This is a genomic window from Curvivirga sp., assembly GCF_965219885.1.
Classification (GTDB): domain Bacteria; phylum Pseudomonadota; class Alphaproteobacteria; order UBA8366; family Aestuariispiraceae; genus Curvivirga.
On sequence record NZ_CBDCOT010000009.1, the window covers coordinates 214,096 to 226,201 of the forward strand.

The 12,106-nt window shown below is 42.4% G+C and carries 14 protein-coding genes; 11 read left to right on the top strand and 3 right to left on the bottom strand.

Going from position 1 to position 12,106, the window contains the following annotated elements; all coding sequences use genetic code 11:
• The first annotated feature begins 17 nt into the window (after positions 1-17).
• Positions 18-560 (top strand): phasin family protein, encoded by a 543-nt coding sequence (locus ACOQOA_RS06555; RefSeq protein ID WP_420547847.1) that lies wholly within the window; start codon positions 18-20, stop codon positions 558-560.
• Positions 561-659: 99 nt separating this feature from the next.
• On the opposite strand, the gene ACOQOA_RS06560 is transcribed toward ACOQOA_RS06555, so the two are convergent.
• Positions 660-1,472: a substrate-binding periplasmic protein gene (locus ACOQOA_RS06560; protein ID WP_420547848.1), complete on the bottom strand. Its 813-nt coding sequence runs from the start codon at positions 1,470-1,472 to the stop codon at positions 660-662.
• A gap of 115 nt (positions 1,473-1,587) precedes the next feature.
• Here ACOQOA_RS06560 and ACOQOA_RS06565 point away from each other — a divergent pair, with 115 nt between their 5' ends.
• The gene (locus ACOQOA_RS06565) at positions 1,588-1,926 is read left to right on the top strand and encodes a tRNA-binding protein (protein ID WP_420547849.1); all 339 of its coding nucleotides are present in this window, start codon (positions 1,588-1,590) and stop codon (positions 1,924-1,926) included.
• 103 nt (positions 1,927-2,029) lie between these two features.
• Here ACOQOA_RS06565 and ACOQOA_RS06570 read toward each other — a convergent pair whose 3' ends face one another.
• Positions 2,030-2,533 (bottom strand): YbjN domain-containing protein, encoded by a 504-nt coding sequence (locus tag ACOQOA_RS06570; protein WP_420547850.1) that lies wholly within the window; start codon positions 2,531-2,533, stop codon positions 2,030-2,032.
• Positions 2,534-2,953: 420 nt separating this feature from the next.
• Positions 2,954-3,268, bottom strand: a complete 315-nt coding sequence (locus ACOQOA_RS06575; protein WP_420547851.1) for an accessory factor UbiK family protein — start codon at positions 3,266-3,268, stop codon at positions 2,954-2,956.
• 186 nt (positions 3,269-3,454) lie between these two features.
• Here ACOQOA_RS06575 and rfaD point away from each other — a divergent pair, with 186 nt between their 5' ends.
• The 9 genes from rfaD (at position 3,455) to ychF (ending at position 12,101) form a co-directional block, all read left to right on the top strand.
• Entirely contained in the window at positions 3,455-4,438 is a 984-nt protein-coding gene (gene rfaD, locus ACOQOA_RS06580) for an ADP-glyceromanno-heptose 6-epimerase (protein WP_420547852.1), read from the top strand.
• A gap of 43 nt (positions 4,439-4,481) precedes the next feature.
• Entirely contained in the window at positions 4,482-5,333 is an 852-nt protein-coding gene (lgt, locus tag ACOQOA_RS06585) for a prolipoprotein diacylglyceryl transferase (RefSeq protein WP_420547853.1), read from the top strand.
• A gap of 3 nt (positions 5,334-5,336) precedes the next feature.
• Positions 5,337-6,440 carry a class I SAM-dependent methyltransferase gene (locus tag ACOQOA_RS06590; RefSeq protein ID WP_420547854.1) on the top strand — a complete coding sequence of 368 codons (1,104 nt, stop codon included), beginning with the start codon at positions 5,337-5,339 and terminating at the stop codon, positions 6,438-6,440.
• Between the two features lie 6 nt (positions 6,441-6,446).
• Complete coding sequence (gene pgeF, locus ACOQOA_RS06595) at positions 6,447-7,244, top strand: peptidoglycan editing factor PgeF (RefSeq protein ID WP_420547855.1); 798 nt, start codon at positions 6,447-6,449, stop codon at positions 7,242-7,244.
• A gap of 111 nt (positions 7,245-7,355) precedes the next feature.
• Entirely contained in the window at positions 7,356-8,168 is an 813-nt protein-coding gene (locus tag ACOQOA_RS06600; RefSeq protein WP_420547856.1) for a hypothetical protein, read from the top strand.
• 224 nt (positions 8,169-8,392) lie between these two features.
• Positions 8,393-9,328 (top strand): ribose-phosphate pyrophosphokinase, encoded by a 936-nt coding sequence (locus ACOQOA_RS06605; protein ID WP_420547857.1) that lies wholly within the window; start codon positions 8,393-8,395, stop codon positions 9,326-9,328.
• A gap of 213 nt (positions 9,329-9,541) precedes the next feature.
• On the top strand, positions 9,542-10,174 hold the full coding sequence (locus ACOQOA_RS06610; protein WP_420547858.1) for a 50S ribosomal protein L25/general stress protein Ctc: 633 nt from the start codon (positions 9,542-9,544) through the stop codon (positions 10,172-10,174).
• A gap of 6 nt (positions 10,175-10,180) precedes the next feature.
• Positions 10,181-10,933, top strand: coding sequence for an aminoacyl-tRNA hydrolase (pth, locus tag ACOQOA_RS06615; RefSeq protein WP_420547859.1), 753 nt, complete (start codon positions 10,181-10,183; stop codon positions 10,931-10,933).
• A 67-nt stretch (positions 10,934-11,000) separates the two neighbouring features.
• Positions 11,001-12,101, top strand: a complete 1,101-nt coding sequence (gene ychF, locus ACOQOA_RS06620; RefSeq protein ID WP_420547860.1) for a redox-regulated ATPase YchF — start codon at positions 11,001-11,003, stop codon at positions 12,099-12,101.
• The last annotated feature ends 5 nt before the right edge of the window (positions 12,102-12,106 follow it).

The window sequence follows — 12,106 nt, forward strand, 5'->3', positions numbered from 1 at the left end:
CATTAGGAGATAAACCGATGACAAACACAAACCCATTCATGGACTTAAAAAACAATCCATTCTTTGATCCAAAGAATAATCCGTTTTTAAACCCAGAGAATAATCCATTCTCCGGTAAAGAATTCACCAAAATGTTTGAAAAGTTTGATGCGAAGGCATTCGACCTTCCTGAACTTAAATTAGAAGAGATTTTCGCCGCTCAACAAAAGAATTTTGAAGCAGTTGCTGCTGCAAATAAAGCTGCTGTTGAAGGTGTACAAGCTATTTTCGCGAAGCAGGCAGATACTTTGAATAAAGTTATCGAAGAAAGCAAAGATGTTATTTCTGAGATGACAGCTGCTGGCGAACCACAAGACAAGATTGCTAAGCAAGCTGACTTGACCAAAGAAGCTCTTGAGAAATCTGTTGCAACAATGCGTGAAATTGCAGAATTGATTGCAAGCTCTCAATCCGAAGCATTTGATATTTTGAACACTCGTTTGAATGCTCAACTAGACGAATTTAAATCTGTTGTTAAGAAACCTGCGGCACCTGCTAAAAGCAAAAAAGCTGTGGCATAATTAACATACAGATTTTACTTCGGTTAACACCGAAGACTTATACCTCCTCCCTATTGAGGTTCTAACTGGTCAGCTTCCTTGTGAAGCTGGCCTCTTTTTTTATGGCTTATCAGCTGTGACATAACGTGATTGGATTTCCGCCAGCTCACCTGAAATCTCAATCTTCAAAATTGCATCTTCAATTTTTGCAACAAGCGACTTATGAGTTGAACGACTATAGAGTAACCATTGAGGGACTGTTCGAAACTTGGTTGGAATGATGCGCAAAGGCAAATCCAGTTTCTTAATCAAATAGACCATTCCAAGATCATGATAATAAAATAAACGAGATCGACTAGGATCAGAAACCCGCTTTAATGCTTCATTTAGGTTCGTATATGCATCATCAACACGAATGCCGGTTTGCAACTTCAAAAATTCCGCAGATGTTGTTCCAGAAAATGCCCCAACCAATAAGCCACTCTCTTTTAAATCCATGAAATTTTTAGGAAAGAATGAATTGTCCTTATGGGAAACTAAAACATTTGAGGTATAATAAACGGGACGTACAGAATAGATATATGCCGCCTCGCGTTGCTCATTTCGGCCTGCCCCGCAAAAAACATCCGATCTCCCCATTTCCAGATCATTTAAAATTCTTTTAATAGGACGAGGCTGATCATCAAAACGAACCGATATACCAACCTTCAGCAACTCACGTTTCATCGCCTGATATATTTCGCCACATAACCCGGAAAGCACACCACCTTCTTGTATAAGATATTTTGGTTCAGAATTTTGAACTGAAAAATTAACATGCCATTCATCAGCCGCAGCAAAGCGAACCATTTCACCACAAATGCACACAGAAACGAGTGCATATAACACATATTTAGATGCATGTTTTAAGCCGTAATTTTTATTTTTTTTCACTTCAAGCCCTTCCCTTCTTGAATGAATTTTTAAATTGTCCTTGGAATTCAGAAAAAAATCAATCAAGTTAAGCACATACAAATACTATACCAAATTCATGAATGGGGGTTTATTCATGTCTACGATTACTTTTGATGATTTTTTGAAAGTTGACATTCGCGCAGGCACTATCATTCGTGCAGAGGCCTATCCTGAAGCACGTATTCCTGCAATTAAAATGTGGATCGATTTTGGGCCGGATATCGGCGAACGTAAAACATCAGCGCAAATAACAGCTCACCACACGCCTGAAGGATTAATTGGCAAACAGGTTTCAGCTGTCGTTAACTTTCCACCAAAACAAATTGGTAAGTTTATGTCTGAATGTTTGGTATTAGGATATGAAGACGAAAATGGTGGTATCGTTCTAAACACACCGGATAGCAATGTTCCGAACGGTAAGAAATTGATGTAAAATCTACCTACTGACATCAATTTCTTATTTGATGTCAGTTATTTTGCTCGCATCCCAAATTTAATCATTTGGGACCAAGCTTGGCATTATTGCAAAGCTTTAGTTAAGCTTCACCAGCGCAATCCAATAGAGCTGCCGATATTGCCTTTTCCGGAGTATGGCCACCCCAAACCAGGAATTGGAACGCAGGATAGAAACGTTCGCATTCAACCAACGCGACATCCATCATATCTTCCAAAATCTCGACACTCACCTGAGACAATCCACGCACCGGAATTGTATTCCGATACATTGGCGATCCATCTTCTTGGGACAGATCAAAATGCCCCATCCAAATTTTTTGGTTCATCATAACCAAAAGATCGTTAATTCCCTTGCGTTTGCTTTCAGGAATTTTCATATCGAATTTGCACGCAAAATAAAGGGATTGCAGATCTTCGCGCCATGCGAAAAACATTTCATAATCACACCATCCCCCAGTTGTCTCCACAAAGATTTCGTCATACTCTGTGCGCTCAAATGGCCATTCATTCGCGCGAAACATAGCTTCAACAATATCAATTGGACTAGGTGAGGAAACTGCAAATTCCATTTCTGTCAAAGACATACTTTTTATTCCCCTATACAGGTTATTGAATTAACCGGTACTGCCTGTGCGACTCGTCCTATTTTGGTGATTTCGACGATATTGCTACCCCCGACATCTTGTGGATAAGTCTTATTTCTTCAATAGATGTAGAGTGCCATATGCCTCTTCCTGACTCAAGAAAGAATTCCTATACGCAAGCAAAATCTTGTGGATAAAAATAGGTCCGACACACAAGGGGTTGTGGATAAGCGAGTCAAATCCGCAGTTTAGCAGGCATCGCAAAAAATCTAATTTTCTATGACTTTTTTATGTCAGATTGGGAATATATACCCTATCTAGTAGGGCAATCAAAAAAGCGCGTTTGCCGCACAAGCCACAAAACACGCTTAAACACTTGATTTTTATAAACTAAAGTCTGATTCGCGACTTTCGAATCACTTAATCGGAAGATGCCTTCTTCGCAGCAGTCTTCTTTGCTGCAGTTTTCTTAGCTGTCGTTTTCTTTAAAGAAGCAACTTGTGCCTCTAGTGTTTCAACGCGTTCTGCTAGTTTTTCTTGTTCTTGACGTGCTTTTGCAGCCATTGCCTGAACGGCATCAAACTCTTCACGGGTCACCAGATCCATTTCGACCATCATGCGTTCGATACGATCTTTTACCAACCCTTCTAATTCCCCCTTAAAGCCGGAAAATACACCAGCAGCAGAGTTCGCTACTTTGGCTACATCATCAAAAAGTTTACCTTTGGTTTGCATGGGATGCCTCCTGAATTTTAAGCAGGTCAGTTAAAAATAACGTAATTTTTACTCTGACAAGCAAAATAAACCTTGGCAGAGCTGAATTGCACCCTAGATATAGGCAGGAAGGGCCAGCGTTGCAATGCCAAAGAACGCAGCTTATAACCTTGATAATAATTCTTTGATTAAATAAGGCTAAATTTCATGATTATTGTGACCGGCGGCGCAGGTTTTATTGGCTCTTACCTTGTAGGTGAATTATCAGATAAAGGCATTGGCCCAATCATTGTTTGTGATCGCTTACGTAATGGCGGCAAATGGAAAAACATCGCAAAACATAATGTTGCCGACATCATTAACCCCGATAATTTGATGGAATGGCTTGAAAGTAACGGTCAAAATGTGGATTGCATTTTCCATTTAGGGGCAATCTCAACCACAACAGAAACCGACGCAGATTTCATCTGGCGCAATAATGTACAATTCACTCAAAACCTTTGGGACTGGTGCGCACGCAATCAAGCACGTTTAATCTATGCCTCTTCCGCTGCAACATATGGAGATGGCAAACTTGGTTTTGAGGATGATCAAAGCCTTGAGGCAATTAATAAATTACAACCACTCAATCCCTATGGCTGGTCAAAGAAGATATCAGATCAACGCGCTATACAAATGGCTGCAGCGGGCTATGCCCCACGCCAATGGGCAGGTCTGAAATTCTTTAATGTCTATGGCCCAAATGAATATCATAAAGGCGGACAAGAATCTGTAGCCGTTCAGCTTTTCAACAAAATCAAACAAGATGGGGAAGCGGTTTTATTTAAATCGCATCATCCCGATTATGAAGACGGCGGACAGATGCGTGACTTCGTATGGGTAGGTGATGTGATAAATGTGATGCTTTGGCTTTATGAAAACCATCAAACATCCGGTATCTTTAACTGTGGTAGCGGGAAAGCGCGAAGCTTCAAGGATCTTGCTCTAGCTGTCTTTAAGGCTATGGATATGGCCCCAAAGATCAGCTATCGCGACACACCAGAACATATTCGTAAACATTATCAGTATTTCACTGAAGCCAATATGCAGAAACTTCGTGCCGAAGGGTATAACCATAACGGCACATCCTTGGAAGATGGTGTCGGTGAATATGTCCGTAAATATTTAGCAACAGAAGATTGGTATCGTTAAGAAGTTCCACTTCGCGTCAGATAAAGAAAGATAAGGTTAGCAGATGGGCCCCTTCCACTTCCCTGAAATTGATCCGGTGGCATTAGCTCTTGGTCCTATTGAAATTCGTTGGTATGCACTTGCCTATATCACAGGTCTTGTTTTTGCTTGGCGATACGGCATGCGCGTCGCAGGACGTCCGCCTCATCTTTTGAAACCAGACCATATTGATCAATTCCTCACCTGGGCGGTATTCGGTGTCATTCTCGGCGGCCGCCTTGGTCATATCTTGTTTTATTATCCAGGTTATTATTTAAGTAATCCCATAGAAATTCTTTATGTTTGGGAAGGTGGCATGGCATTCCATGGTGGATTACTTGGTGTGATTGGCGCCATGTATCTATTTGCCAAAAAACACAAACTCAAGTTTTTCTGGCTTGCTGATGTTGCTGCGATCGTAGCCCCTGTTGGTTTATTCTTTGGCCGTATTGCTAATTTTATCAATCAGGAACTCTGGGGGCGCGTAACGGATGTATCATGGGCGGTTATCTTCCCTCGTGCGGGACCGGAACCACGCCATGCAAGTCAGCTCTATGAAGCAGCAATGGAAGGTTTATTATTATTTCTTGTGACATTCGGCGCGTATAAATTCTTGAACGCTCGCCAACGTCCGGGATTAATTTCAGGCCTGTTCTTAATCGGATATTGTATTGCACGTGCCATTGGTGAAGTTTTCCGTGAACCTGAAGTTCTAACAACAGGTTTACCGTTCAACACCACTTGGGGGCAATGGTTATCCGTTCCAATGGCCCTTTATGGTGGGTATTTAATATGGCGCGCCTACAAGAACCCAATTGAAGAAGGTAAAACATTAAAGAAAAACACCACTTCAAAAAAATCAAAGAAGAAAGCTTAGTTTATGACACCGCTTGCCCATGTCATTCGTCAACATATTGAAGGCACGGGCCCGATGTCTGTCGCCGATTATATGGGGCTATGTCTTGGGCATCCAGAATATGGATATTACATCACTCGGGATCCTTTTGGTAAAAGTGGCGATTTCATTACAGCCCCCGAAATATCTCAAATGTTTGGGGAATTAATCGGGCTTTGGTTTGCTCAAGCCTGGATAGATAGAGGCAGTCCAAAAGAATGCCATCTCATAGAATGCGGCCCGGGGCGTGGTACTTTAATGTCAGATATCCTACGTGCGACTAAAATGGCACCGGGTTTTCAAGATAGTCTGCGCATCCATTTAATCGAAACCAGCCCTGCTCTTCGCCAAGTACAAAAACAAACGTTAGATGAATACTCAGTTGAATGGCATGAAAACCTGAACACTCTGCCTGATCCCACAACTGATTCTCCACAATTTTTTGTCGCCAATGAGTTTTTTGATGCACTTCCGATTCAGCAGTTACTGAAAACGGACGTTGGATGGCGTGAACGTGTAATTGTTTGGGATGATGAGAGCAAAGGGTTTGCTTGGAGCTTAAATGCAAGAAAAACCAATTTGGATGCCATGCTTTCTGAAATGGTTATTAAGGAAGCAGAAACAGGTAGTATCGCCGAAGTGAGCCCTATTTCGATAACGTTAGCCGAAATCATGGCCGACCATATTGCCCGCAGCAATGGCGTTGGTCTATTCATTGACTATGGATATGCGCAATCGGCAACAGGCGATAGTTTTCAGGCCCTGAAAGACCATGAATTCTGTGACTGTCTGGACCATTGTGGTGAGGCTGACTTAACAGCACATGTTGATTTTCAAGCGATAGCCAATGCCTTTAATCGCATTGGATGTGAAAGTTTGCCATTATTAGAACAAGGTTTGTTTTTACAAAGAATGGGAATTGAAGCGCGTGCGGCCCAACTTGCTGCCAATGGGAATGAGAAGCAAAAACAAGATATTGCTAGCGCACTCAAACGCTTGACCGATAATGAAGAAATGGGCAGCTTGTTTAAGGTTTTAGCGATACGCGCCGCTGATGGCCCTTCCCTAGCCGGATTTGAAGCAGGATAAATTTTGATGATTGAAGCCAAACATATTCTTACAGATGATAGTTTAAAACTGGATGGCATAAACCATGGTTTTTTCACGCGTGGTGGTGGCATCAGTGAAGGTATCTATAAAGGACTAAACTGCGGTAGTGGTTCCAATGACAATCCTGATAAAGTTCAAGAAAACCGTAATCGTGTTGCAGGCAAATTAAAGGTGGCTTCCGGCCATCTTTTAAGCCTTTATCAAATTCATTCCGCTGAGGTCGTGACAATTGATAGTAAACCTGATCTAGAGGTATGGAACAGTATGCAACGTCCAAAAGCCGACGGCTTTGCGACAAAACGCGATGATATAGCACTTGGTATCCTCACCGCAGATTGCGGTCCTGTTCTTTTCGCGGACGAAAAAGCATCCGTGATTGGTGCCTGCCATGCAGGCTGGAAAGGCGCTATTGGCGGGGTTATGGAGAATACTGTGAACGCCATGGAAAAACTGGGTGCTAATCGCAGCAATATCAAGGCTGTTTTAGGCCCCTGCATTCATCAACATTCTTATGAAGTCGGTTCCGAATTCGTTGTTGAGTTTGTTACAGCCGATTCAGGTAACACAAAATATTTCAGCCCTAGTGAACGTCCTCGCCATTCTATGTTTGATCTTCCCAGCTTTATTCTAGACAAACTTGCAACTCTTAATCTGGCTTCTTTTACAAAATTGGATTGGGATACTAGAGAAAACGAAGACTTGTTTTATAGCTATCGTCGCACCACTTTAGCAAAAGAACCCGACTATGGTCGCCAAATCTCAGCGATTTCACTCGCAAAATAGAGGATCAATTTATGCCTTGGCTAATCCAGTTATTTGCTTTTTTCTTTCTAGCAATGATCGCAGGATGCTTCTTCGTTGTTTAAACATTTCCTTGCGATACTGTGCGTTTTCATGATTGCAGCTTGCGGTGAAATCCCTCGCCCGTATAAAGCGCAAACTGAAAATGAAAAACTTTCCAACATCTTAATTATTCCTGATGATGCCCGTGGTATCTATTATCAAACAAGTGATAATGAAGACGATCAACGCTTTGCATTTTTCCTGATGGAACGTCTGGCAGAATATAATATCCCAGTCACGCAAACGGATAGCCTTGATATGGGTTATCATTTATCCGGCAGCATTGTGCATAAAGAGAGAGAAATACGGTATGTCTGGGACTTCTTCGACAATGAATATGATGAATTAAGCACCAAAGAAACTGTCATCCCTATACTGGAGGATGTTTCAAAAGAAGCGATAGAAAAACGCCTTGCAGATCAAATAGCCCTAGAAATTGCTATCACCTTAAAGCCCGATGTGATTGACGCCATCAACAAACAACAAAATCTTAATAATATAAGTGTTAAATTATTGAGGATAGCAGGCGCGCCCGGTGACGGTAATGTTGCCCTAAAACGCAATATCATCTCGATCTTGAAAAAAGCGCGTATCAAAATTGTAGAGGACACCGCCCGTGCAGATCTGGTTATTTCTGGCGCTATTCTCGTTAAACAGTTAGACGAAACCCAAGACCAAGTGCGGATTGATTGGCTTTTTCAAGACCATCTTGGAAATGAATTGCGAAGCATAAAGCAGCAAAATAATATCCCTCATGGCCAACTGAACGAACGTTGGGGCGATACAGCATATATCATTGCTGTTGGGGTTGTTCAGGATGCTGCATTAACGTTAGATGAACTTCTATTACAAAGAGCAAATTAGTCACATTCGAACTATAATTTTCCTAACCGTCAAAAAGATTCACTTTTTCATCTGAATCAGCACGAAGAGTCGTTTACAAATTATCCTCATCTTTGCTATAGGAGGACTCGGAATTTGCAGTGATCCAGCATTGTTGATAATGCATCAGGCATTTTCGTCAGGATCAAAACCTAGGCACCTGCCCGTTGAAGTAGCTGCCCTACTAAATAAAGAGTGATACTTTCATGAAAATCCTCTCTGGTAACGCCAACCGCCCTCTTGCTGAATCCATCTCTGCCTATCTAGGTGTACCTCTTACAAAAGCTTCTATCCGTCGTTTCTCCGACATGGAAATCTTTGTAGAGATCCTGGAAAATGTACGTGGCGAAGATGTATTTGTTGTTCAGCCAACAAGTTTCCCAACCAACGATAACTTCATGGAATTGTTGGTAATGATTGATGCTTTAAAACGTGGCTCTGCCCGTCGTATTACAGCTGTGATCCCTTACTTCGGTTATGCCCGTCAGGATCGTAAAACCGGACCTCGCACACCAATTTCTGCAAAATTAGTTGCAAACCTGATCGAGACAGCAGGTGCGGATCGTGTTTTAACCATCGATTTGCACGCAGGACAAATTCAAGGTTTCTTCGATATCCCGACAGATAACTTATTTGCATTACCTGTTTTGCACACACATTTGAAAAGCCAGCTTTCAGAAGATGATACGCCGTTGGTTGTATCCCCGGATGTTGGTGGTGTTGTACGTGCACGCGCTTTGGCAAAACGTTTGGATTGCGACTTGGCAATCATCGATAAACGTCGTGAAAAAGCGGGTGTCTCCGAAGTCATGAATATTATCGGTGACCCGGAAGGTCGCAGCTGTATCTTGATTGACGATATTGTTGATAGTGCTGGTACATTATGTAATGCAGCCAAAGCATTGAAAGATGCTGGCGCGAAATCTGTGAGTGCTTATGTAACCCATGGTGTTTTATCAGGTGGTGCGGTTGCCCGCGTGGCATCCTCTCCATTAGAAGCATTGGTTGTTACAGATTCTATTCAAGCCACTGAAGCGATGCGTGCTAGCCATAATATTCAACAAGTTCCTGTTGCTCCATTATTGGCTGAAGCAATTAAACGCATTTATGAAGAAAAATCTGTCTCTTCTCTTTTCGAATAAGGCAGTATTTTCCTTCTACGAAAATATTCAGGGTCGCATTCTAATGCGGCCCTTTTTATATATGGGTATTAAACAAATTAAGGTTGCATTTTGCCCGACTTTTCCTTATAAGCCGCGCCATGGTCTAACACCCCTGGAGGTTGGACCTTAAACCTAAGGGTAATTTTATAAAATATGCCCTATGTTTTAACACTCATTTATTAGGAGATTTCCATGAGTGATATTTCTGTGATCCCAGCTGTCAAGCGGGAACGAGCAGGTAAGGGGGCAGCTCGCGCTATCCGTCGTGAAGGCCTCGTACCATGTGTAATTTACGGTGACAACAAAGACCCATCTATGGTGTCTGTTGATCCACGTGTAATCTGGAAAGGTCTAGAAAGCGGCCACTTCTTCTCTACTGTTTATACAGTTGACGTTGAAGGTGGTTCTAAAGAAAAAGCTTTGGTTCGCGACGTTCAGTTCCACCCAGTTTCTGATCAAGTATTGCACGTTGATTTCGTGCGTGCTGGTAAAAACACAACACTTCACGTATCCGTTCCTGTTGTTTTCTTGAACGAAGATTCCTGTGAAGGTGTTAAAGCGGGCGGTATCATCAGCTACGTACGTCACGAAGTTGAAGTTATCTGTGCTGCAACAGACGTTCCTTCTGAATTCACACTTGATTTGGCGACAGCTCAAGTTGGCGATACAATCCGTATCTCCGATATTGATATGCCAAAAGGTGTTACCTCTGCAATTACCGACCGTGATCCAGTTGTTGTGAATATCGCAGCACCTAAAGGCGCGGCTTCTGCTGATGATGCAGAAGAAGAAGGTGAAGCAGAAGAAGCTGCATCTGAAGAGTAAGACTTTATGTTGTTGCTGGTTGGTTTGGGCAATCCTGGCCCGAAATATGAAAACAACCGCCACAATATCGGTTTTATGGCGGTGGACGAACTCGTTCGCCGCCATTCTTCTTTTGGCCCTTGGAAATCTCGTTTCCAAGGTATGGTTTCCGAAGGTCGTATCGGAACAGAGAAAGTTCTGCTTCTCAAGCCGCATACATATATGAATAATTCAGGCCAAGCTGTTGGCGAAGCCATGCGTTTCTACAAATTGGAATCGCAAGACGTCTTTGTCATTTATGATGAACTGGATATTCAGCCTGGCCGTTTAAAAGTAAAATTTGCAGGCGGCCATGGTGGGCATAATGGTCTACGTAGCATGGATGCCCATATCGGCAAAGATTATACTCGCATTCGTTTAGGGATAGGTCATCCCGGTGATAAAAATAAAGTTTCCAATTATGTGTTGGGTGACTTTGGAAAACAGGATCGCGATCTGATTAATAGACAGATTGATGCAGTAATTGATGCGTTACCAGAGTTACTAGAGGCAGAAGATATCAATAAAGGCAGCGGGAAATTCATGACCAAAGTTAGTGTCATTATGAATCCACCTGCCAATCAAAAGAAATCAGAAACAAAAGATGCGTTGGCTGCTGCAAAAAATAGCGCCCCTCAAAAAGTTTCACCTCAACAAAAACAAACAGAAGAGGCTAAACCTACCTTATCCGGTTTAGCCGCGGCTTTTCAAAAAGCAAAAGACAAGTTAAATAATTCATAAATGAGCTGGGCCAATTGGCTCCTGTACAGAGATTATGCTCTGTCCTAATCAATAAAGGATCAAAACCATGGGTTTTAATTGCGGTATTGTTGGTCTTCCAAATGTTGGTAAATCTACGCTTTTCAACGCATTAACACAAACACAAGCAGCTGAATCTGCAAACTATCCTTTCTGTACGATTGAGCCGAACACAGGTCGTGTATCTGTACCGGACATTCGTTTGGACAAGCTAGCGGCTTTAGCAGGGTCCCAAAAAGTAATCCCAACACAATTAGAATTTGTAGACATCGCCGGTCTTGTAAAGGGTGCCTCAAAAGGTGAAGGTCTAGGCAACCAGTTCCTTGGAAATATTCGTGAAGTAGATGCAATTTGCCATGTTTTACGTTGCTTTGAAGATGGCGATATTACACATGTGGATGGTTCTGTTGATCCGATCCGCGATGCGGATGTGGTTGAAACTGAATTGATGCTCTCCGACATGGAAAGCCTTGAAAAACGTGTCGCAAACCTAACTAAGAAACTACGTGGTGGCGATAAAGAAGCAAAAGCTGATATCGAATTAATGGAACGTTGTCTGGACGTTCTTCGCGACGGTAAACCTGTACGTGCTATGGAAATTGACGAAGATGAAAAACCACGTCTAAAACGCATGCAACTTATCACATCTAAACCTGTTCTTTATGTATGTAATGTAGAGGAAGATTCTGCGTCAGAAGGTAATGAGTTGTCCGCCAAGGTTGCAGCATGGGCAGAAGAACAAGGTTGTGGTTCTGTTGTTATTTCTGCAGCGATCGAAGCTGAAATTGCGCAAATGGAAACAGAAGAAGAAAAATCTGAATTTTTGGCAGATCTAGGCTTGGAAGAAACAGGTCTGGCTCGTGTCATCCGCGCAGGTTATCAACTTCTTGATCAAATCACCTTCTTCACTGTCGGTCCGAAAGAAGCACGCGCATGGAACGTGAAAAACGGCGCAACGGCACCAAATGCTGCTGGCGTGATTCATACCGATTTTGAACGTGGCTTTATCTGCGCTGAAACAACTGCTTATAACGACTATATCGATGCAGGTAGCGAAGCCGCAGTAAAAGAAGCTGGTAAAATGCGTCTGGAAGGCAAAGAATACCTCGCGAAAGATGGTGACATCTTTAACTTCCGTTTTAACGTGTAAGAATG